Source organism: Kitasatospora sp. NPDC051853 (assembly GCF_044452665.1).
In the GTDB taxonomy this organism is placed as follows: Bacteria; Actinomycetota; Actinomycetes; order Streptomycetales; family Streptomycetaceae; genus Kitasatospora.
The window spans coordinates 903798-925789 of record NZ_JBITBY010000001.1 but is presented as its reverse complement, the minus strand read 5'-3'; the positions used below and the strand labels follow the sequence as shown (position 1 = coordinate 925789).

Here is a 21992-nt window from a genome sequence, read left to right as displayed (position 1 = left end):
CGTCGCCACGGCGCGCCGCGGCATCGGCCCGCGGGCCGCAGATCCCCCGGCCCCGGGGCGGAGTGACGTCCCGTCCTTTCGGCCGATGCGCGGGACGGTGCGGTCCCTAGGCTGGGAACCGTGCTGCGAGACGACCTGCGAACCCTGTGGAACGAACCCCGGCCGCCCGGCGCGCCCGCCCGGGTGTGGCGGGACTGGGTGCTGCTCGCCGCGGCCCTGGTCGGTGTGGTGCTGGAGACCGGCCTGCGCGAGGACCTCGTGTGGCGGCCGGTGGCGGTGGTGTTCACCGTCTGGCTGTGCCTGCTGCCCCTGTGGCGCCGGACCCACCCCCTGGCGACGGTCACGCTGGCGTTCGGCTCGGTGATCCTGCTCCAGCTGGTCTCGCTGGCCGCCGCACCGCGCGGGCACGTCGGCCTGGACACCAGCGTGGTCGTGATCGTGCTGGTGTACGCGCTGCCCCGGTGGGGATCGGGGCGGGAGACCGTCCTGGGCGGCGCGGTGATCCTCACGGCCTTCGTGCTGGCGACCGTCGTGGACCGGACCCCGGCCACCGAACAGGTCGGGGGCTTCGTCTTCCTGATGCTGCCCGGCCTGCTCGGGGCAGCCGTGCGGTTCGGGGTGACGGCCCGTCAGCGGCAGTTGGAGCAGGTGCGCTCCCGCGAGCGCGAGCAGTTCGCCCGGGAACTGCACGACACGGTGGCCCACCACGTCTCGGCCATGGTGATCGTCGCCCAGGCGGGCCGGGTGCTCGCGGCCACCGACCCGTCCGCCGCCGTCGAGGCACTGGAGGGGGTCGAGGAGGAGGGGGCGCGCACGCTGGAGGAGATGCGGGCCATGGTCGCCGCGCTACGCGACCGCGGGGCCGGCGCCGAGCTGGCGCCGCTGGCCGGTGTCGCGGACCTGGAGCGCCTGGTGCGCACCCCGGGTGGGCGCCTCAGGGTCGACCTGGGGCTCGACGGCGAACTGGACACGCTGCCCCCGGCCGTGGACGCGGCCGTCTACCGCATCGTGCAGGAGTCGGTGACCAACGCCGTGCGCCACGCGGTCAACGCGACCGAGGTCGTCGTCCGGGTCACCGCGGAACCGCGCACGGTACGGGTGAGCGTGCACGACGACGGCCAGCGCACCGGCCGGGGCCGTGCCGGATACGGACTTGCCGGATTGCGCGAGCGCGCCGCCCTGCTCGGCGGCACACTACGAGCCGGGCCCGGTGCCGACCGGGGCTGGCACGTCGAAGCCGAACTGCCGAGAGGGAGGACCGAGAGCGGTGTCCATCCGCGTCCTCGTCGCTGACGACCAGGCCATCATCCGCACCGGGCTGCGGATCATGCTGAACGCCCAGCCCGGTATCGAGGTGGTCGGCGAGGCCGCCGACGGACGGGAAGCGGTACGTCTGGCCCGCGAACTGCGCCCCGACGTCTGCCTGTTCGACATCCGCATGCCCGTGGTCGACGGGCTGGAGGCCACCCGGTCACTGGCCGGCCCGGGCGTCGCCGATCCGCTGGCCGTGGTCGTCATCACCACCTTCGACCTCGACGAGTACGTCTACGGCGCACTACGGGCCGGCGCCCGCGGATTCCTCCTCAAGGACACCGGGCCGGACCTCCTGGCCCAGGCCGTGCGGTCGGCGTCCGGCGGTGAGGCGCTCATCGCGCCCAGCGTCACCATCCGTCTGCTCCGGGCCTTCGCGGACCTGCCCGCCGGCCGGCCCGCGGCCCAGCCGGTCTCCCCCGTCACCGCCCGCGAGGAGCAGGTGCTCCTCGCCGTCGCCCGCGGTCTGACCAACACCGAGATCGCCGACGCACTGCACATCAGCCTCAGCACGGTGAAGACGCACCTGGCCAGCCTGATGGCCAAACTCGGCGCCCGTAACCGGGTCGAGATCGCGATGTGGGCCTACGAGACGCGCCGCATCCTGCCCGGCACCTGAGCCGGGTGCCGGGCCGGATGCGGGTGCCGGGCCGCACCCGCCACGCGCCCTGGCCCAACGGTCAGTGGCCGGAGGCCAGTTCACCCGACAGGCGGGTGTGGAGGGCGGCGCTCGGGGTGTTCAGGCCGGTGAGCTCGACGGTCTTGCCGCGCTGGGCGTACTTGGCGGTGACGGCGTCCAGCACGGCCACCGAGGAGGCGTCCCAGACGTGGGCGCGGCTGAGGTCGATGGTGATCCGGTCCGGGTCGCCGGCGTAGTCGAAGCGGGTGACCAGTTCGTTGGCCGAGGCGAAGAAGAGCGCGCCGTCCAAGGTGTAGACCACCCGCCCGCCGTCCGGGTCGCGGACGGCGGAGAGCTCGGTGTGGTGCGCCACCCGGCGGGCGAAGACCGCCATGGCGGTGAGCGAGCCGACCACCACGCCGGCCGCGAGGTTGGCGGTGGCGACCACCACCACGACGGTGACCACCATCACGGCGATCTCCCCGGCCGGCATCCGGCGCAGCGTCCGGGGCATGACGGAGTGCCAGTCGAAGGTGCCGACCGAGACCATCACCATGACCGCGACCAGGGCCGCCATCGGGATCCCGGAGACCAGCGGGCCGAGCAGCACGCACAGCACCATCAGGAAGGCCCCGGCCAGGAAGGTGGAGAGCCGGGTCCGGGCGCCGGACACCTTGACGTTGATCATGGTCTGGCCGATCATCGCGCAGCCGCCCATGCCGCCGAACAGACCGGTGACGATGTTGGCGACGCCCTGGCCGACGGACTCGCGGGTCTTGCTCGACCGGGTGTCGGTCAGCTCGTCCACCAACTGGGCCGTCATCAGCGACTCCAGCAGGCCGACCAGCGCCATCGCCAGTGCGTAGGGGGCGACGGTGACGAGGGTCTGCGCGGTGAGCGGCACGTCCGGCAGGCCCGGCACCGGCAGCGAGTCCGGCAGCCCGCCCTTGTCGCCGACCGTCGGCACCGCGATCCCGGCGCCGAGGGTGAGGGCGGTGAGCACCACCACGGTGACCAGCGGCGCCGGGACCACCTTGGTCAGCTTCGGGGAGAACACCATCAGCACCAGGCCCAGCCCCAGCAGCGGGTAGACCGCCCAGGGCACGCGGGTCAGCTCCGGGAGCTGGGCCAGGAAGATCAGGATCGCCAGGGAGTTGACGAAACCGACCATCACGGAGCGCGGCACGAAACGCATCAGCCGCGCCACCCCGAGCGCTCCCAGCACGATCTGGAACACCCCGGCCAGGATCACCGCCGCCACCAGGTACCCGAGGCCGTGCTCCCGGTTCAGCGGCCCGATCACCAGGGCGACCGCGCCCGTGGCGGCCGAGATCATCGCCCGCCGGCCGCCCACCACCGCGATCACCACGGCCATGGTGAAGGAGCCGAAGAGACCGACCTGCGGCTCGACCCCGGCGATCACCGAGAAGGAGATCGCCTCCGGGATCAGCGCCAGCGCGACCACCAGGCCGGCCAGCACCTCGGTGCGCCAGACCCTCGGGTCCGACAGCCAGTCGGGGCGGAAGCGGCCGGCCGGGGAGGCGGGGGTGGAGGAAGACACGGCTGGTGGACCTCGTCGTGCTCGGGCCCGGCCCGGCGGTGGGACGGGGCGGTGCGGGTGGTCCGGCGGCGGGGCCGGGGAGGCAGTGGGTGACTCTACGGCCGGCCCCGGCGCCGTCGGCCGCCGTCGGGGCTACCCGACTCAACCCTCCCGACAGACCGTCAGGTCAGCGGCCGGGCAGCGGCCCTGACGGCCCGGAATCCGCTACCGGCCGCCCCGGGCCCCGTGGCAGCATGCCCGCCATGGAGACGAACGGAGTGCCCACCACCGAGGCCGAGGCGGTGCTGGAACTGCGGCGGATCGCCCACTCCTGGGTCGACGGCCGTCACGAGGAGCCGCACCTCCTGATCGAGGCCGCACTCCGCTCCCTCGACGCCGGCCTCTGCACGCCCTCGCTGCTGCACCTCGCGGCCCTGATGAGCGCCGAACACGACGAGGCCCCGGCCCTGTTCGACCGGGTGATGGACGAGCTCGGCTTCGGCTTCCACCCGCCGCAGGGCTACTGGGAGGGCCGCCTGGCCCTGGCCGGCTGGTGGGCCGCCGAGGTCACCGAGGGCTGGCTCGACCCGGGCGAGGGCATCGGCCTGGTGCTGGAGAACGTCGCCGACGCGTACGGCGTCTGCGAGGAGCTGGCACCCGTCCACGAGGTCATGGACTGGCTCTGGAACCGCACCGGCCCGCTGCCCCCACCGCAGGAGGTCGACGCGGCGATGGCCCGCGCCGCCCGCGAACTCGCCCGCCGCGTCCCGCTCCCCGGCCGTCCGTGGACGGATCGAACGGACCGGAGCACAGCTTCCGGGGGGTACGGTCAAGACATCGAAAAGTCATGATCAACCGACCGGAAACCCTTGATGATCATGATCGGAGCAAAACGGACAAAGGTCGCCGCTGGTTCCCGGCGGACCTCGATCGTTGCATGATCGATATCCCTGGTGGCGATGGACGTTCACGCAGCGTGAGAGGTTGTGCGGCGCTCCCCGGAGCATGATCATCCGCACCAAGTCATCAGGACCGATTTTGCCTAAGAACGATCAGGCCCTATCCGCATCAGCGGGCAGGGCCTTCTCACTGCCAACCCTGCGGCGGATATCCACCGTCGCGGTGCTCGGTCTGCTCGTGCAGACCGGCGCAGTGGTGGACGCGGTCGCGTCCACCGGCAGCACGCCGAAGCCCGGCGCCAAGCCCACCGCCGCGGCAACCCCCTCCGCCACCGAGGCCCCTGACGAGGCCTCGGCGCTGCTGGCGGCCCGGCTGAACAAGCGCCGGATCGAGGTGACCGGTGCCCGCACCGCCAACACCACCCTGTGGGCCAACCCCGAGGGCACCCTCACCCAGGAGATCGCCGACGGTCCGGTCCGGATGAAGTCCGGAGAGGCCTGGGTCCCGGTCGACACCACCCTGGTGGAGCGGCCGGACGGCAAGATCACGCCCAAGGCCCACCCGGAGGGCCTGGAGTTCGCGGGTGGCGACGCCGGCGTCAAGGTCGGCGACGCACTGCCGGGCACCGAGGCCGCCGCACGCGGCCGGCTGAAGGGCGCCGCCGGTTCGAACCAGGCCGCCGCCGCGGCCGACGCCCCGAAGCCGGCCGGTCAGGGCCTGGTGAAGGTCGGCAAGGGCCAGGAGCAGGTCGAGCTCGGCTGGCTCGGCAAACTCCCCAAGCCCAAGCTGTCCGGCTCCAAGGCCACCTACCCCGACGCCCGTCCCGGCGTTGACCTGGTGCTGGAGGCGACCCGGACCGGCTTCGAGCAGTACCTGATCGTCAAGGACCGCTCCGCGGTCTCCCAGGCCGGCACCCTCACCCTGCCGGTGGACACCACCGGCTACCGGATCGAGCGTCAGGCCGACGGCGGTATCCGCCTGGTGGCCGCGGAGGCCGGCAAGGCCCCGGTCCGCATCCCGGCCCCGGTGATGTGGGACGCCGCCGTCGACGAGAAGTCGGCGGAGCACCTGCACCGCGGCGCCGTCTCCATGGAGCTGCGCGGCGAGGGTGCCGGCGCCGAGCTGGTCTTCACCCCGGACGCGGCCTTCCTGGCCGACCCGAAGACGCAGTTCCCGGTCACGGTCGACCCGGCCGTGGACCGCGCCACCACCTTCGACACCTGGGTGCAGACCGGCGTCAACACCGACCAGTCCGCCTCGGCCGAGCTGAAGGTGGGCTCCTGGGACGGCGGCGCGAACGTGGCCCGGTCCTTCCTCCAGTTCCCGATCTCCAGCTTCAAGGGCAAGCAGGTCCTGGGGGCCACCCTCAACCTGTTCAACTTCCACTCGTACTCCTGTACGGCCAAGGAGTGGGAGGTCTGGAACACCAACGACGCCTCCACCGGCACCCGCTGGACCAGCCAGCCGACCTGGGGCCAGGAGTACGCGTGGTCCTTCGACACCCGTGACGTCGACACCGGCACCGACAACCACCAGTGCACCAACCCCGACGGCTCCGGCTGGGTCAAGGCCGACATCACCCGGCTCGCCTCGGACTGGGCGGGCACCGGCAACGACTACGGCTCCGTCGGCCTGAAGGCCGACAACGAGTCGGACTCCTACGCGTGGAAGAAGTTCTCCTCCGCCGAGGGCGGCGCCGTGCCGTACATCTCGGTGACGTACAACTCGGTCCCGCTGACCCCGAGCTCGGTGGACGTACTGCCCTCCGTCCCGGGTGACCCGACCTACACCTCCTCGGCCTCGCCCCGGTTCCAGGCCTTCGTGGCCGACCCGGACGGCGGCAGTGTCGGCGTCAACGTCGACCTGTGGCAGGGCTCCACCTTCCTCAACGGCATCTACCGCACCGCCCCCGCCGGGGCCTACTTCCAGGTGACGCCGGCCGACCTCGGGTTCCCGAACCTGCAGGAGGGCGTCACCTACTCGGTCTGGATGCGGGTCTCCGACGCGAACGCGCAGTCCGGCTGGGTCGGCCGCTCCTTCGTGGTGGACACCACCAAGCCGGGCGCGCCGTTCGTCACCTCGCCCACCTACCCGGCCGACGGCCTCTGGCACGGGGCGGCCGGAACCGCGGGGACGTTCACCTTCACCCCGCCCGCCGGCACCAACGACCTGATCGGGTTCGTCCACTCCCTGGACGGCGGCGCCCCGGTGACGGTCAACGCGACCAGTACCGCAAGCACCTCCATCACCCCGGGCACCGACGGCCACCACACCCTCAAGGTGCAGGCCAAGGACCGTGCGGGCAACCTCTCCGACGCCACCACCTTCGCCTTCCAGGTGGGCCGGGCCGGTCTGACCTCGCCGGTCGACGGCAGCAAGTCCGCCAAGCGCGTCAAGCTCTCGGTCGACGCGCAGGCCGACCTCAAGCGGGTGGTCTACCAGTACCGCCGCGGCCCGGGTGCCACCGAGTACAACGTCCCGCTCGCCAACCTCACCAAGGCCGACAACACCCCCGTCACCGACCCCAAGCCGCGCCTGGCGGACCTCGGCACGCACGCCAACTGGACCGTGGTCGACACCCTCGGCAACATCGGCGGCGTGGTCCAGGTCCGGGCGCTGATGTTCCCCGAGGACGGCTCCGGCACCGGCACCGCCACCGGCTGGAACACCATGACGGTGGACCAGAACGCGGACGGCGCGGCCACCACCCCGGTCGGCCCCGGCTCGGTCAACCTGCTCACCGGTGACTACACCGTGTCCAACACCGACGCCGACCAGTTCGGCATGTCGGTCAAGCGCACGTACGGCTCGCGCGGCCTCGGCCGCGGCTGGCAGCCCCAGGGCGAACGCCTGACGCCGGGCCAGCGCCAGGTCAGTGACCTGACCGGCTTCGTGGCCGGCCCCGCCGACGTCACCCGCTCCACCGTGCGCGGCCACGACAACTCCACCGACTCCCTCCTGATCAAGCCGTCCAACAGCTGGGCGTCCTACGCCGCGATCGGCCCGGAGTACACCCTCGGCCAGGGCATGAAGCCCGGCAGGACCTACCGCCTGACCGGCTGGATCTACGTCCCCTCGGCCTCCGGCCTCAACCCCGAGCGGGCCGACCTCGGCCTGCGCCTGGACGGTGTCTACCGGACCCCGGCCGGCTACAAGGACGTGCTCTCCCCCAAGGCCTCGTTCACCGACGGCTGGCAGCAGCTCTCGGTCGACATGGCCGTCCCGGCCGACGCGACCGAGGCCTGGTTCCGGCTGTTCAACGGCTTCGCGGCCGGCACCGGCAAGGAGGTCTTCTTCGACGACCTCTCGCTGAAGGAGATCGTCGCCCCGTTCGGCCCGCAGTGGGCCGGCGGTCCGGAGGCGGGCGCCGGCACCACCTACCGGTCGCTCTCCTTCCCGGCCTCCGACCTGGTCGAGATCAAGCACAACGACGACACCACCCTGACCTTCGCCAAGGGCGCGGACGGCAGCTTCTTCCCCGAGCCCGGGGCCGAGCGGCTGACCCTCAAGGCCGCCGCCGCCACCTCCGGCCCCATCGTCACGTCCTTCGGGCAGTGCCTGGAGGTGCCGAACGGTGCGCCCGGCAACGGCGTGAACCCGCAGTACGCCCCCTGCACCGGCGCTCCGAACCAGCAGTGGACCTACGGGGACGACCTGTCCCTGAAGGTGATGGGCTACTGCCTGGACAACCCGTGGGGCGCCACCGCCGACAACACCCGGATGGTGCTGTGGTCCTGCGGTTCGGGCAGCCCGAACCAGCAGTGGCGCCTGCAGGCCAACAAGTCGCTGGTCAACGGCCAGTCCGGCAAGTGCCTCGACGCCAACCTCGGCGGCACCATCTGGACCTGCTGGGGCGGCTCCTGGCAGATCTGGGACCTCCAGACCAACGGCACCAGCTACACCCTGACCGACATCGACGGCAGCGCCACCACCTTCGCCCGGCAGGCCGGCACCGCGAACTACCAGGTGTCCGGCGAGCTCGGCCCGGACGGCGCCTCCACCACCCGCTACCTCTACGACAGCACCGACGGCCGCGCACTCCCCACCCGCGTCATCCCGCCGGTGGAGCCCGGGGTCGACGACCTCAACCACTGCACCGTCGCCCCGCTGCCGCGCGGCTGCGAGGTCATGGAGTACGACTACGCGACCACCACCACGGCCGTCGCCGGCACCGCCGGTGACTTCACCGACCGGGTCCGCTCGGTGAAGGTCTGGTCCTGGAACCCGGCCACCTCCAAGCAGGAGGCCGTCGAGGTCGTGCACTACCTGTACGACGAGCAGGGCCGCCTCGCCCAGACCTGGGACCCGCGGCAGACCACCCCGCTGAAGGCGGCGTACACCTACGACGCCAACGGCCGGGCCACCCGGATCGCTCCCCCGGGCCAGCTGGCCTGGGACCTGGACTACGGTCAGGCCGGCGCCGACCAGGACCCGGGCCACCTGCTCCGGGTGCGCCGCGGCGCACTGGTCGCCGGCACCAAGAACCAGGTGAGCGGCGAGACCACCAGCCGCGTGGTGTACGGCGTTCCGCTGACCCGTGCCGCGGGCGGTCCGTACGACATGGCCGGTGCCGACGTCGCCCAGTGGGCGCAGACCGACGCACCGACCGACGCCACCGCCGTGTTCGGCCCCGAGGACGACCCGGGCACGCACACCGCCTCGGCCGCCGGCCCGGGCCCCGACGGCTACAAGCCCGCCGGGGTGCACTACCTCAACGCCTCCGGCAACGAGGTCAACACCGCCCTGCCCTCGGTCACGGCCAAGGGCGACATCTCCACCAAGGAGTACGACCGCTTCGGCCACGTGGTGCGGGCACTCGACGCCGCCAACCGGGCCGTGGCGCTGGGCACCCACCCGGACGCCACCCGTTTCACGGCCGAGCTCGGCCTGCCCACCGCCTCGGCGGACCGGGCGCGGCTGCTCGACACCCGCACCACCTACACCGCTGACGGCCAGGACGTCGCCGAGACGCTCGGCCCGCTCTACCGGGCGACCCTCGCCGAGACCATGGCGGGCCAGACCAACCCGGTCGCCGTCACCTCGGAGGCGGAGACGCTGCCCCAGCTGGGCGCCAACTACCCGCTGAAGATGGACGCCAACTGCTGCGGCCTGACCTGGTCGGGCGGCGCGCAGCTGAGCCTGCGCGGCACGGCCGTCGGTGCCGAGGACACGGTGCGGGTGAGCGTTCCCGAGGAGGGCGACTACGTCCTCAGCGGGCAGCTCACCAAGTACAACGACCACGGCATCGTGCAGCTGTCGATCGACGGCACCAACCTCGGTTCCCCGATCGACGAGTACGCCGCCACCCCGGCGGTGGCCCCCTTCACCACCGGGACGCCGATCCACCTGGCCCGCGGTGACCACTCGCTCAAGATGCTGGTGACCGGCACCAACGCCGCCTCCACCGGCGAGCGGTTCCACGCCGGGTTCGACACCTTCACCCTGACCAAGACCACCGTCAACCCGACGCTCCCGATGGGTACTTCGGTGCTCGCCCGGGACCACACGGCCAACACCTTCGACGAGGGCAAGCCCGACGGGCGCGCCTACCACCTGCCCACCACCATCGCCGACGGCGCCCGGATCGAGGGCTACGCCACCGACGCCGAGCTCCGCGTCACCAAGAACGGCTACGACGCCCCGATCGGCGGCACCGCCGGCTGGACGCTCAAGCGCCCGACCTCGGTGACCACCGACGCGGCGGGGACGGCGCTGACCACCTCCACCAAGTACGACGCCCAGGGCCGGACGGAGGAGGTCCGCTCGCCGGGCTCCGCCACCGCCGACGCGAGCACCGTGCGGAACGTCTTCTACACCGCCGGTGCCAACGCGGCCGACGCGGCCTGCGGCGGTCGCCCCGAGTGGGCCGGCCTCCAGTGCACCAGCGGCCCCGGCGCCGCGGTGACCGGTGCGGACCCGGCACGGATGCCGACCACGCTCCCGGTCAAGCGGATCACCGGCTACTCGCGGCTGGCCGACGCGGAGGTCGTCACCGAGACCAACGCGGGCAAGACCCGCTCCACCACGACCGTGCACGACGCGGTCGGGCGGATCACCTCGGTCGAGGTGACCGGCGGCGAGGGTCAGGCGGTGCCGAAGAAGACCACCGAGTACGACCCGGCCAACGGCGTCGCGTTCCGGACCACCACCGGCAGCACCTCGGTCACCAAGCAGATCGACGCGCTGGGCCGGGTGTACTCCTACACCGACGGAGCCGGCGGCACCACCACGACCGACTTCGACAAGTACGGCAAGCCGGTCAAGGTCACCGACCCCACCGGCTCCACCACCTACACCTACGACCGGGCCAAGGAGCCCCGGGGCATGGTCACCTCGGTGACCGACAGCGTGGCCGGCGAGTTCACCGCCACGTACGGTCCGGACGGCCAGCCGGCCGAGCAGACCTACCCCGGCGGCATCGTCCGCAAGGACACCCGCAACGCCTCCGGCCGGACGGTCGCCCGCAGCTACACCCGGGCCTCCGACGGCGCGGTGGTCTGGTCCCAGTCCCAGGAGCTCTCGACCCAGGCGCAGGTGGCCAGGAACACCACCTCCACCTCCACCCGCTCCTACACCTACGACCGGCTGGGCCGCCTGACCAAGGCCGAGCAGAGCACCGCCGCCGCCGGCTGCACGACCCGCACCTACACCTACGACAACCACTTCAACCGGACCACCCGGTCCACCTCGGCCCCCGCCGCCGGCGGAGCCTGCTCCAGCGCCGCCCCGGTCACCGAGACCCACACCTACGACAGCGCGGACCGGATCACCGACGCCGGTTTCCAGTACGACGCCTTCGGCCGGACCACCCGGACCGCGAGCGGGACGGTCATCGGGTACACCGCGACCGACCTGGTCGCCTCGCAGGAGACCGCCGACTCCCGGCAGACCTGGACCATCGACCCGGCGGGCCGCCTGTCCGGCTCGGTGACGTCCAAGAAGCAGGGTGACGGTTCCTGGGCGCAGACCGGCTCGAAGCTCAACCACTTCGGCGACGACACCGACTCCCCGCGTTGGACGGTGGAGGACACCACCGCCGGCACCTGGAGCCGCAACGTCTCCGGCCCCGACGGCGGCCTCGCGGCGCTCGTCACCAACACCGGCGCCGGCTCGACCCGACTGCAGCTGACCGACCTGTTCGGCAGCGTGGTGGTCACCACCGACACCGCCCTGACCGCCCCGGTCGCGCTCGAGTTCGACGAGTTCGGCATCCCGGCCGCGGGCCAGACCCAGTCCCGCTACGGCTGGCTCGGCGGCAAGCAGCGCTCCGCCGAGGCGCTCGACGGCGTCGTCCTGATGGGCGTGCGTCTGTACAGCACGGTGCTCGGCCGCTTCCTGTCCACCGACCCGGTGGCCGGGGGCAACGCCAACGCGTACGAGTACGTCAACGGCGACCCGCTCGGCAACTACGACCTCGACGGCCGGGTCTGCTGGAGCTGCAAGTGGAACTCGGCCAAGTCCGCCGTCAGCAAGAAGGCGAACGACATGATCGAGGACTGGGGCGCCAACTGGAAGCACAAGCTGGTGAACATGGGCGTCACGGCCGTCACGGCCACGGCGGTCGCCTTCTGCGTGGCCAGTGTGGTCTGCGGCGGTGCGGCGGTCGTGGTCGGCGGAGCGGCCATCTTCGCCGGTGGCCTGGCCGCGCACTACGCCGTCTCCACCCCGGAGGAGCGGCACGAGGGCATGGGCAAGTGGATCCCGTCCACCGCCGCCGCGATGGGCAAGGGCGCGATCTGCGGCCGTCTCTTCGGCCGGGGCTGCGGCACCGGTTTCGCCTTCGGCCCCTCGAAGGGCGCGGCCGCCCGGGCCGACTTCCGAGGTGGCAGGCCGCCCGTCCTGAGCGGTACGGCGTCGAGGTCGGAATGGGCCGGTGCGATCATCGAGTACGTCAACCAGACCATCTCCCGCATCCTGCGGTTCCTCTTCTAGTGCCCGGAAGGCAGGTCACGTGTCGGACAAGGAGAAGTGCGGAACGCGCGCGCACGTGTTCCTCGGCAACGGTGAGGAGGAAGGACCGGCCGGCTGGCCGGCCGTGCTGCGGGAGGCGTCCATCGGGATGCTCGTGATGGCGGGGCTGGCCGTGGTGCTCGCCCTGCTCGTCCGCCCCGGACCGGGGATCGCGGTGGTCGCGATCACCGTCGGCATCGTCCTCCTGGTGTCCGCCGGCTTCCTGGCGGCCGGGCACCGGGTGTCGTGCGCCGCGAAGAAGGGGTTGGTCGCCGTGTTCCGTTCCTGGGAGTTCGTCTTCTAGCAGCGGGGCCGGGGAGCCGACCTGACGGCCCGTGGGGTCCGTGATTCGTCACGGACCCCACGGGTCTTTTCGCTGCCCGCTCACGCCCCCTGAGCGATGATCCGCTCCGTCAGCTGCCGCAGGCCGGGCAGCGCCGCGAGGGTGGCCTTGCGGCGGGCCAGCAGCTCGCCGGTGGTGTTGATGCCGAGGTCGGCGACGGCGGCGGTGAAGTGCGGGGTGAGGCGTTCGTGGGTGTCCGGGGCGTCGACGGCCAGGACGGTGTGGCAGCGGGCGAAGGTGGCCACCGTCCAGAACATCGCCTCGCGGTGGTCGCCGCGCGCGACCAGGTGGTGGGCGGCGTCGATGGCGATCGGGCGGGCCTGCGGGGAGATGTCGGTGCTGAACGGGAACGGCGTGCGGGCCACCGCCACCGTCTCGTCGAAGGTGACGGCCAGGGTGTCGAGGTGGTGACGGACCTGACCCGGGGTCAGCTCCTCGGCGCCGAGCAGGCGCAGCAGCTCCGGGTAGTGCACGGAGAGGCCGTGCTCGGCGAGCACCTCGCGGGCGCGCAGGTAGCGCAGCCGCACGGTCGGGTTCCGCAGCGCGGCGACCAGCACCAGGTGGGTGGTGGCGCCGGTGGGGAAGAGCCAGCCGGTCACCTGCCGGTGCCAGGGCAGCTCCGGGTCGTGCTGCTCCAACCCTCCGGTGATCCTCTCGTGGACGCTGCGGCAGCGGGCCCGCACCAGGTCCGGTTCGGCGAACCGTGCCACCACCTCGGCCTGGAGCCCCGCCAGGGCGCCGCCCGGGTCGTCCACCACGGTGCCGTGCCGCAGGCCGGGGGCGAGGTGGTGGTCCGTCAGCACCCGTTCGGCGGGGTGCAGCAGGTCCCAGGGCAGGTGCGTCACCTCCAGCAGCACGCCCTGGTGGTCGAACTTGCCGGGCTTGAACCCCTCCGGTTCCTCCCGCGTGACGAGCACGACGTCCAGGTCCGAGCCCACCGGGAGTTCCGCCCCGTCCGGCAGGGTGGTGGTCGAACCGGTCAGGTACGCACCGAGGTAGCCGGGGTGGGCACGGCCCTCGGTGGAGATCCAGTGGCGGGCGGCGGCCCGTGCGGTGTCGAGTCTCACGAGCGCCATTCTGGCCGGACGCCCGGCCCGGGACGCCCTGCCGCCGCCGCACGGCGTGGCGCCCGCGGGGCCCGGCGGTCCGTCCGCGCGGAGCGGCGCTGCGCTGCGGGTCCGGCGGTCCGTCCGCGCGGAGCGATGATCCACTAGCCGCTCCGGCGGCCCGCCCGCAAGCGGATCGGCGAATTCCCTCGCCCCGGGCCCCGGTTCCGTCGACTCCGCCCCGGGGCCGGTCGCCGCCCGCCTAGGGTGCGTACCCATGGAACACGACCTGATACGGGAGTCGGCGCGGGCGGGGCGGGTGGTGCTCTGGGAGGAGTCGGCCCGGGACGGCGCGCAGGCCAAAACACTGATGTCGGCCGGCTTCAGGGTCCGGCTGGCGCGGGAGCAGGGCCGGATGTTCGGCGCCGACGGCCCCCGGCACGTGGTGTTCGCGGCCGGGTTCCCGGCCGTCTGCGGCGAGGAGTACGAGGCGGTGCGCCGGGTCGCGGCGGAGGCCGAGGGGGCGGTGAGCGTCGCGGCCGTCTGCCGCGGCCGGGCGGCGGACGTGCGGCAGGCGGTCGCCTCGGTGCGGGGCAGCGCGCACGCCCGGGTGATGGTGGTGGTGCCGGCCTCCGAGGCGATGGCGCACGCGATGGCCCGTCAACCCGCCCGCACCGCCCTGGAGTCGGCGGTCTCCCTGGTCAAGGAGGCCCGTGACCTGGACGCGTCGGTCGCCGTCGACCTCTGCTTCGCGGACGCCTCCCGGGCCGACCACGCACTGATGGCCGCGTACGCGGGCGAGTCGACCTCGGCGGGCGCGGGCACGGTGATCCTGGCCGACACCGTCGGATGCCAACTGCCCACCGAGGCCTCGGAGATGTTCACCCGGGTCACCGCCGCGGCGGGCGATGACGTGGTGCTCGCCACCCACCTGCACAACGACCTCGGCCTCGGCCTGGCCAACACCGTCGAAGCCCTGCGCACCGGCGTCCGGGTGGTCTCCGCCTCCTGGCTGGGCCTCGCCGAACGCAGCGGCCTGCCCGCCACCGAGCAGCTGCTCCTGCTGCTGGCCCACGACCCGGACCGCGCCGCCACCCTGCTGGGCACCGACGCCCCCGTCTGGTGGACCGCCCCCGACCTCACCGCCCTCCCCCGCCTCGCCGGGGCGGTCGCCGGGCACACCGGCCACCCCCTCACCGTCACCATGCCGGTGGTCGGCACCGGGGTGGGCACCATCTCCACCGGCACGCCGTTCGTCGATCCGCAGCTCTTCCAGCCGTACGACCACGAGCGGGTGCTCGGCACCGCCCCGCACGTCGTGCTCACCCACCTCGCCAACGCCCGCGTCGTCCGGGCCGTCGCCGCCCGCCTCGGCCACCACCTCGACGAACCCCGGGCCCGGACGGCGATGGCCTGGGCCAAGGCCAGGGTGTACCGTACCGGCCGCGCCGTGGTGGAGGACGAGGCCTTCGCCGCCTACCTCGACGGCCTCCAGGAGGCAGCGAAGTGACCACCCCTCAGACTCCCGAGGCGGTCCGCGCGGCCCTGCACCGGGGCACCGCCGTGGTCCTCCCCAACCCCGCCCCGCTCACCCACGTGGTGGCCGGCACCGACCCCCGGGCCGTCAACTCCGCCAAGGGCCGCCCCGCCGACCAGGCCGTCGCCCTCTGGGCCCACCACCCCCGGACCCTCACCGCCCTGGACGGTGTGCTCCCCCTCACCCCCGGCGTCCGCCGGCTGCTCGCCGAGGAGCGCGTCACCCTCCTCCTCCCCGTCCTCGCCGCGGCCCCCGCCTGGCTGGTCCCGGCCACCCGGGACGGCTGGACCATGCTCTTCGGCGCCCGCTGGGAGCCCGTCCTCCCCCTGCTCGACGACCACCCCGTCCTCTACGTCAGCAGCGCCAACCGCACCGGCCACCTCCCGGCCGCCACCACCGCCGAGGCCGTGGCGATGTTCCCGCCCGAGGTCCCCGTCCTCGCCTCCACCCCCACCCCCGGCCCCCGCGCGGCCACCACCACCCTGCGCCTCCACCCCGACGGCCGCCTCGACCTGCACCGCCACGGCGCCCAGGACCACCCCTTCCCGGACGCCGCCGCCTACCTCTCCCACGTCCGCACCACCTACCTGGACGGCGGCCCCGCCTGACGGCCGGGGCCGCCACCGCAGGTGCTCAGAACGCGGGCCCGTCGTTCAGCTCGAAGATCCGAAGGTCCGTCAGACGCACCGTGTACCAGACGTCCTGGTCCGACTGCTCGCCCCAGACCTCGGTCAGCCGCACCGAGGCGTACCCGTACTCCTGCTTCTCCTCGTGCACCCGCCACTCCCCCGGCACGTTCTGCGCCCGGAACACCGGATCCGCCTCGTTCTGCGCCGCCCAGGCGTCCAGCCGGACGTTCAGGTGCGGCGACAGGTACCGCTCCCGCACCGCCCCCGGGTCCTCCCCGCTCTCCCCCAGCACCGCCGCCCGGTACTCCTCGAAGAACGTCAGCACCCGCTGCGCCGCCGGCGTCCCCGCCCGCACCTCACTCCCGACCCCGACGGTCGCCACCGCCACGGCCTGCACCGGCACCGCCGCCAGACACCCGCCCACCACCAGGGCAGCCGCCAGCACTCTTCGCATCGCACTCGAACGGTTCATGCCCGAAGTCCACCACCGCCCCCACCCCGAACCCAGCACCGACAAGGGTGAATTCCCGGTCGTACAAACCGACTCCAACCCTTCCGCCGCCCGATGGCCAACAGGTGCACGCGGACCACGACCGGCCCCGGCCACGCGTCGGCGGACCGTGCGGCCGCCGGCGCCGCCACACCACCTCGCACGGGCCGATGGTCCTCCGTCCGGCCCAGCGTCCCGGGTACCGGAGGGGACCTTGGTCCCGTCCGTGGACCGCCCCGGGCTTGTCATCGTGGAGGTGGAGGCGTCGTCGCGTGACGGGACCGCGGCCCTGCTGCTCGGAGAGCGGCAGCCTTCCCCACCAGGGGCGCCCGGACAGGATCACTCCCGTGACCAGCCGCACCACCGCTCCCGGCCACGACACCACCACCCCCGGGGCCCGCCGGGCCGTGCCCCGCCGCACCCGTCCGAAGGCCGCGCTCTGGTCCTGCCTGGGCCTGGCCGCCGTCCTGGCCGCCTCCGGTTCCCTGCTGGCCGTGGCCCACCGTGAGGACGCCTCCACCGCCTCGGAGCAGCTCGACTCCCGGCTGCTGCCCACCCGCCGCCTGCTCAACGACTTCGTCGTCACGGTCCACCTCGGCGAGGCCGCGCACCGCGACCACCGGATCACCGGGGAGCCCGTGCTGCTGCGGCACCGCACCGTCCAGGCCGAACAGGCCCGCCGCCTGGCCGGCACCCTGGTCCGCCTCAACGAGGGGACGGCGCTGGCGGCCCGGGCCGCCCGGCTGGCCGAGGAGACCGACCGGTGGCGCGGCGCGGCACCCGCGTCCGGCGCGGACCGGGTGCTGGACGAGGCCCGGCTCCTCTCCGGGGACCTCCGCCGGGACAGCGACCGGGCCCATTCCGAGGCCGCCGTCGGCCGCGACCGGATACTGCTCGGCCTGTCCGCCTGTGCCGCCGCCCTCTTCGTCCTGCTGGGCTCCGTCCTGACCCTGGTCTGGCGTCGGATGCTGGTGCCGCTCGGCGAGTTGGAGCGCTACCTGCACCGCTCGGCGAGCGACGGCGGCGGCGGCAGCAACGGCGGCAACAGCGGCGGCGAACAGCTCCACCGGACGCCGCGGCGGCACACCGGCTGGATCGCCGACGCCTGGCTCGGCGCCGAGGGGGTCCGGCAGCGGCAGCGCGAGTCCGACCGGGCCGTCCGCCGGGTCCGCGAGGCCCTGGAGCGGGACGCGGTCACCTCCCTGGGGCTGCGTCAGATCCTGGTCTCCACCGAACGGCCGGGGCCCGGTGTGCGGGCGCACGGCGACATCGTGGCCGCCGAGGGTCTGATCGCCGGTGACTGGCTCGGTGTGCTCCCGCTGCCGGGCGGGGCCACCGCCGTCTTCCTCGGCGACGTCTCCGGCCACGGCATCGAGGCCGGCCTGCTGGCCGTCCGGCTCAAGACCGTGGTCGAGGTGGGCCTTCGGCTGGGCCGGGACCTGGACAGCACGGTACGGGCGGCCTGGCAGGCGCTCAGCGGCGAGGACGAGCGCTTCTCCACCCTCGCGCTGGCCGTGCTCGACCCCGCCTCCTCCACCCTGAGCTGGGTGAACGCGGGCCACGAGGAACCCTTCCTGCTCCGCGCCGACGGCACCGTGGAACGGCTGGCCGCCACGGGCCCGCTGATCCACCCGCTGCTGGAACCCGCCCCGGGGACCTGGGAGACCGCCACCACCGAGCTGCGCCCGGGCGATCTGCTCGCCCTGTGCACCGACGGCCTCACCGAGGGCCGCCGAGCGGACGGCGAGGAGTTCGGCGAGGCCCGGGTGGCCGCCCTCCTCACGGACCTCCCCGTCCACGGGCGCGAGCCCGTCGCCGTCACCCGGGCCCTCCACCGAGCGGCGGAGAGCTTCGGCGTCGACTGGGAGCGGGACGACATCAGCCTCCTGATCGCCACCCGCGCCACCACTCCCACCGCTCGTACCGCCTGACGACGGCTCAGCGGCGCGGCCGCTCCCACCTCAGGGCCGGGGCCGGCCCCGGCGCGCTCAGTCCCCGACCCGGCCCGCCTCGATCCGGCGGCCCTCGGTGGTGGTGACGACCACCGGGACGCCGTCCGGCACCTCGCCCTCCAGGGCCGCGAGCAGGCGGTCCAGCGGCGGGAGCGGGGCGGGGGTGCGGACGGTGACGTAGAGCGTGCGCCAGTGGGCCTGGGTGTCCACCACCTGCGCCTGCGGGGTGTCCGCGAGCCAGTCGGCCGCGGCGTCCGCGGTACGGGCGGTCCACAGGTGCACCAGGACCGTCCCGGCGGTGCTGGCCGCCAGCAGCAGTCCGACCGCCGCGAACAGCGCACCCACCGTCAGGTAGCCGCGTCGGCGCGGCCCTTCGCCCGCCTCCGCCCTGCCCAGGGCGGCGAAGACCACCATCCCGGCGAAGACCAGGGCCAGCAGGTTGGAGAGGAAGAGCACCAGCGCACCGAGCGAGAGCCACCAGGCCCCCTGCCCGGCGCACACCCCGACCACCACCAGCGGCGGCACCAGGGAGATCGCAATGGCGACCCCTGGCAGCACGGCGGCCACGTCCTTGCGGGCCAGTGCGACCGCCCCGGCGAAGCCGGTGGCCAGGGCCGCCATCAGGTCCAGCAGCCCGGGCGAGGTGCGGCCGGCCACCTGACTGTCCGACAGCAGGTCGTAGGAGGCGGGCACCACCAGCGAGGCCAGCGCCCCGACCGCCACCACCAGCACCACCCCGCCGAGCACGAACCTCCCGGCCGCCCCGCCCCGTCGGCGCACCGCGCCGAGCGCGATGCCCATGATCGGGGTGGAGAGCGGGGCGATGATCATCGCCCCGATCACGGTGGCCGTCGAGTCGGTGAGTACCCCTCCGGCGGCGATCACGGCCGAGAGCAGCAGCATGGTCCAGAACGCCGAGCGCTTGGCCGCCACGTCGCCGAAGGAGAGGTCGAGGTCGTCCGCCAGGTCGTCCAGCGACCGGCGTTGGTGCGTGGGCAGCACCAGGCTGCGCAGTCCGTCGAGCATCCGTCATACATGCGCCGCCACGCGCCCCTCCCAGCCCGTTTCGCGCGAACGCCACCCGTCCGGAGCCGCTCCCCCACGCCGACCCGTCCCGCCCTCGACGCCGGTTCGCCGAACGCGAAACCGTGCACGTCCGCAGCCGGCACGGGCAGGCTCCGGGCATGACGCGCATCGAGGTCGTCCTCGGAGACATCACCGTGCAGGACACGGAGGCCGTGGTCACGGCCGCCAACGAGTCGCTGATGGGCGGTGGCGGGGTGGACGGGGCGATCCACCGGGCGGCCGGGCCGCGGTTGGCGGAGGCGGGGGCGGCGATCGGGCCGTGCGATCCGGGGGACGCGATGGCGACGCCGGGGTTCGAACTGCCGCCGCCCGTGCGGTACGTGATCCACACGGTGGGGCCGGTCTGGGAGGGCGGGGAGGAGGGCGAGGCCGAGGTGCTGGCCTCCTGCTACCGCCGGTGCCTGGAGGTCGCGGACGCCCTCGGTGTCACCAGCGTCGCCTTCCCGGCCATCGCCACCGGCGTCTACGGCTACCCGGCCGAGGACGCGGCGCGGATCGCCGTGGCGGTGCTCGGCTCGGCGGCGACCTCGGTGGAGCTGGTCCGGCTGGTCGCGTTCGACGAGGAGGCGGCGGAGCACCTGCTGGCCGCCCTGGCTGCGGGCACGCGCTGACGCACCGCCCGACGCACCGCCCGACGCGCTGACGCGCCGCCCCCCGACGGACCGTCAGGAGCGCAGCGGCACCGGCGGTTCGACCGCCTCGACGGCGGCGACCAGGGGGGCCAGCTCGGGATTGCGGGCCGCCTCCTCCAGGACCTCGCGGAGGGCGCGCTCATTGGTCGGCCGGGCCTCCTCCAGGAGCTTGAGGCCCTCCTCGCTGACGTTGGTGTAGATGCCCCGGCGGTCGGTGGGGCAGAGGTAGCGGGCGAGCAGGCCGCGGTCCTCCAGCCTGGTCACCAGGCGGGTGGTGGCGCTCTGGCTGAGGACGACCGCGTCGGCCACCTGCTTCATCTGGAGGTGCCCGCCCTCCCCGTCGTGCTGGCGGCTGAGCACGTCGAGCAGGGAGTACTCGCGCACGCTCAGCTCGTGCTCGGCCTGGAGGGCGCGCTCGACGTGCGCCTCGATCCGGCCGTAGAGCACGTAGAGGGCGCCCCACCCGTTGGCGAGGGCGGTCAGCGCGGGGTCGGTGGCGGTCATCGGCCGCTCTCCTTCCGTCGGTGGCGGCGACGGCCTCCAGGATACGGCCCGGAGGGGACTACCGGCCCGAGCCGGTAGGAAGCCCCCGCAAGCACTTGCCCACCCCCAGCGCGATGCCCGCATTTGCCGATAGCCCGCGTCTGCAACTATTGTCGAAGCACGTAAGGCGCACACGCAACAACCGTACGGAGGGCAGCCATGCCTCTCGCGCTCCTCGCCCTGGCCATCGGGGCATTCGGCATCGGGACCACCGAGTTCGTGATCATGGGCCTGCTGCCCCGGATCGCCGCCGACTACGGCGTCACCATCCCCAGTGCCGGCCTGCTCGTCACCGGCTACGCGCTCGGCGTCGTGATCGGCGCCCCGCTGATGACCGCGCTCGGCACCCGGATCAGCCGCAAGACCATGCTGATGCTGCTGATGGGCCTGTTCGTGGTGGGCAACCTGCTCTCCGCCGCCGCCCCGTCCTTCCCGCTGATGCTGGCCGGACGGATCGTCACCTCGCTCGCCCACGGCGCGTTCTTCGGCATCGGCTCGGTGGTCGCCGCCGAACTGGTCGCCCCCGAGAAGAAGGCCGGGGCCATCGCCACCATGTTCACCGGCCTGACGGTGGCCAACATCGTCGGCGTCCCGCTCGGCACCTTCGTCGGCCAGGCCGTCGGCTGGCGGGCCACCTTCGCCGGGGTCGCGGTGCTCGGCGCGGTCGGACTGCTCGGCATCGCCCGCCTGGTCCCCGCCCTGCCCCGCCCCGAGGGCGCCCACCTGCGGCGCGAGCTGACCGCCTTCCGCAACCCCCAGGTGCTGCTGGCGATGGCGATGACCGTGCTCGGTTTCGGCGGCGTCTTCGCCGCGATCACCTACATCGCCCCCATGATGACCAACGTGGCCGGGTACTCCGAGGGCGCCGTCACCTGGCTGCTGGTCCTGTTCGGCGTCGGCATGTTCCTCGGGAACCTGCTCGGCGGCCGGTACGCCGACCGCAGGCTGATGCCCCTGCTGTACGCCACCCTCGGCGGCCTCGCCGTGGTGCTCGCCCTCTTCACCCTCACCGCGCACAGCAAGGTCCTGGCCGCCGTCACCGTCCTGCTGGTCGGCGCCCTCGGCTTCGCCACCGTCCCCCCGCTGCAGAAGCGCGTCCTGGACCAGGCCCACGGTGCCCCCACCCTGGCCTCCGCCGTCAACATCGGCGCCTTCAACCTCGGCAACGCCCTGGCCGCCTGGCTCGGCGGCACGGTGATCTCGGCCGGCCTCGGCTACACCGCCCCCAACTGGGTCGGCGCCGTGCTCGCCGCCGCCGCGCTGGTGCTGGCCCTCTGGTCGGCCGCCCTGGAGCGCCGCGCCCCGAGCGCACCGGCCACCGTGCCCGCCCGCGTCCCCGTCCACCACTGACGAACCGCCGCACGAACCGCTGAACGAACCGCCGCGCAAACCACCGACGAACCGTCACCCCCGC

At 73.5% G+C, this 21992-nt stretch carries 15 protein-coding genes; 10 read left to right on the top strand and 5 right to left on the bottom strand.

Annotation, left to right across the window (positions count from 1 at the left end; genetic code table 11):
* The first annotated feature begins 120 nt into the window (after positions 1-120).
* Positions 121-1293 (top strand): sensor histidine kinase, encoded by a 1173-nt coding sequence (locus ACIA8O_RS04060; RefSeq protein WP_396291939.1) that lies wholly within the window; start codon positions 121-123, stop codon positions 1291-1293.
* Positions 1268-1930, top strand: a complete 663-nt coding sequence (locus tag ACIA8O_RS04055; RefSeq protein ID WP_396291938.1) for a response regulator — start codon at positions 1268-1270, stop codon at positions 1928-1930. The genes ACIA8O_RS04060 and ACIA8O_RS04055 overlap by 26 nt, the downstream gene beginning before the upstream one ends.
* 61 nt (positions 1931-1991) lie before the next feature.
* Here ACIA8O_RS04055 and ACIA8O_RS04050 read toward each other — a convergent pair whose 3' ends face one another.
* Positions 1992-3491 carry a SulP family inorganic anion transporter gene (locus tag ACIA8O_RS04050; protein WP_396291937.1) on the bottom strand — a complete coding sequence of 500 codons (1500 nt, stop codon included), beginning with the start codon at positions 3489-3491 and terminating at the stop codon, positions 1992-1994.
* Positions 3492-3733: 242 nt separating this feature from the next.
* Here ACIA8O_RS04050 and ACIA8O_RS04045 point away from each other — a divergent pair, with 242 nt between their 5' ends.
* From ACIA8O_RS04045 to ACIA8O_RS04035, 3 genes are all read left to right on the top strand, one after another.
* Entirely contained in the window at positions 3734-4321 is a 588-nt protein-coding gene (locus tag ACIA8O_RS04045) for a hypothetical protein (RefSeq protein ID WP_396291936.1), read from the top strand.
* A gap of 271 nt (positions 4322-4592) precedes the next feature.
* Positions 4593-12302, top strand: a complete 7710-nt coding sequence (locus tag ACIA8O_RS04040) for a DNRLRE domain-containing protein (protein WP_396291935.1) — start codon at positions 4593-4595, stop codon at positions 12300-12302.
* Positions 12303-12321: 19 nt separating this feature from the next.
* Positions 12322-12624, top strand: a complete 303-nt coding sequence (locus ACIA8O_RS04035) for a hypothetical protein (RefSeq protein WP_396291934.1) — start codon at positions 12322-12324, stop codon at positions 12622-12624.
* An 80-nt stretch (positions 12625-12704) separates the two neighbouring features.
* Here ACIA8O_RS04035 and ACIA8O_RS04030 read toward each other — a convergent pair whose 3' ends face one another.
* On the bottom strand, positions 12705-13739 hold the full coding sequence (locus tag ACIA8O_RS04030) for a hypothetical protein (protein WP_396291933.1): 1035 nt from the start codon (positions 13737-13739) through the stop codon (positions 12705-12707).
* A gap of 247 nt (positions 13740-13986) precedes the next feature.
* Between ACIA8O_RS04030 and ACIA8O_RS04025 the strand changes: the two genes are divergently transcribed.
* Together ACIA8O_RS04025 and ACIA8O_RS04020 are read left to right on the top strand one after the other, a co-directional pair.
* Positions 13987-15219, top strand: a complete 1233-nt coding sequence (locus ACIA8O_RS04025) for a 2-isopropylmalate synthase (RefSeq protein ID WP_396291932.1) — start codon at positions 13987-13989, stop codon at positions 15217-15219.
* Positions 15216-15854, top strand: coding sequence for a hypothetical protein (locus ACIA8O_RS04020; protein WP_396291931.1), 639 nt, complete (start codon positions 15216-15218; stop codon positions 15852-15854). Before ACIA8O_RS04025 ends, ACIA8O_RS04020 begins: the two co-directional genes overlap by 4 nt.
* A 25-nt stretch (positions 15855-15879) precedes the next feature.
* Here the strand turns inward: ACIA8O_RS04020 and ACIA8O_RS04015 are convergent, their stop codons facing one another.
* Positions 15880-16347 (bottom strand): hypothetical protein, encoded by a 468-nt coding sequence (locus ACIA8O_RS04015; protein WP_396291930.1) that lies wholly within the window; start codon positions 16345-16347, stop codon positions 15880-15882.
* Positions 16348-16712: 365 nt separating this feature from the next.
* On the opposite strand from ACIA8O_RS04015, the gene ACIA8O_RS04010 reads away from it, so the two are divergent.
* Entirely contained in the window at positions 16713-18296 is a 1584-nt protein-coding gene (locus tag ACIA8O_RS04010; RefSeq protein WP_396291929.1) for a PP2C family protein-serine/threonine phosphatase, read from the top strand.
* A 57-nt stretch (positions 18297-18353) separates the two neighbouring features.
* On the opposite strand, the gene ACIA8O_RS04005 is transcribed toward ACIA8O_RS04010, so the two are convergent.
* Positions 18354-19343 (bottom strand): DUF389 domain-containing protein, encoded by a 990-nt coding sequence (locus ACIA8O_RS04005; protein WP_396291928.1) that lies wholly within the window; start codon positions 19341-19343, stop codon positions 18354-18356.
* Between the two features lie 158 nt (positions 19344-19501).
* Between ACIA8O_RS04005 and ACIA8O_RS04000 the strand changes: the two genes are divergently transcribed.
* The gene (locus ACIA8O_RS04000) at positions 19502-20014 is read left to right on the top strand and encodes a macro domain-containing protein (protein ID WP_396291927.1); all 513 of its coding nucleotides are present in this window, start codon (positions 19502-19504) and stop codon (positions 20012-20014) included.
* Positions 20015-20068: 54 nt separating this feature from the next.
* Here the strand turns inward: ACIA8O_RS04000 and ACIA8O_RS03995 are convergent, their stop codons facing one another.
* Positions 20069-20539, bottom strand: a complete 471-nt coding sequence (locus ACIA8O_RS03995; protein ID WP_396291926.1) for a MarR family winged helix-turn-helix transcriptional regulator — start codon at positions 20537-20539, stop codon at positions 20069-20071.
* A gap of 198 nt (positions 20540-20737) precedes the next feature.
* Between ACIA8O_RS03995 and ACIA8O_RS03990 the strand changes: the two genes are divergently transcribed.
* Positions 20738-21928: an MFS transporter gene (locus tag ACIA8O_RS03990; RefSeq protein ID WP_396291925.1), complete on the top strand. Its 1191-nt coding sequence runs from the start codon at positions 20738-20740 to the stop codon at positions 21926-21928.
* Positions 21929-21992 lie beyond the last annotated feature (64 nt).